General features: G+C 31.4%; 1 protein-coding gene. It reads left to right on the top strand.

All coding sequences use genetic code 11. The features are described from left to right. Positions 1 to 484, top strand: a 484-nt coding sequence (locus COZ07_RS06345; protein ID WP_406607731.1) for a toprim domain-containing protein, incomplete at both ends; no start/stop codon positions are given.

Genomic DNA, 484 nt, shown 5'->3' with positions numbered 1-484 from the left:
ATTTAAATGATTTAAGATATGATCGAATTGTTATCATGACTGATGCTGACGTTGATGGTGCTCATATACGTACTTTACTTTTAACTTTATTCTATCGTTATTTTCCTAAATTAATTAGTGGTGGCCATCTTTATGTGGCAAAGCCACCATTATATCAAATTAAAAAAGGTAAAGAATCATATTATGTTTATACTGATGAAGAGTTAAAAGTTTTAAAAAAGAAACTTGATGTTAAAGAAGTCGTGGGTGTTTTTGAAGAAGCGGAAAAAGAAAACAATGGGGAAGTAGAAGTTGAAAAAGAAGAAACAGAAGTAACAAAAGGCACTAAAGTTAATATACAAAGATACAAAGGTTTGGGCGAAATGAATCCAGCACAATTATGGGAAACTACCATGGATCCCATAACTAGGACTTTAAAACAAATTAGCATTAAAGATGCTGCCAAAGCTGATGAAACTTTTGACATTTTAATGGGTAGTGATGT

This window comes from Candidatus Infernicultor aquiphilus (genome assembly GCF_002784285.1).
GTDB lineage: Bacteria > Atribacterota > Phoenicimicrobiia > Phoenicimicrobiales > Phoenicimicrobiaceae > Infernicultor > Infernicultor aquiphilus.
The sequence above is the reverse complement of the archived record's forward strand: the minus strand, read 5'-3'. Positions and strand labels throughout refer to the sequence as shown.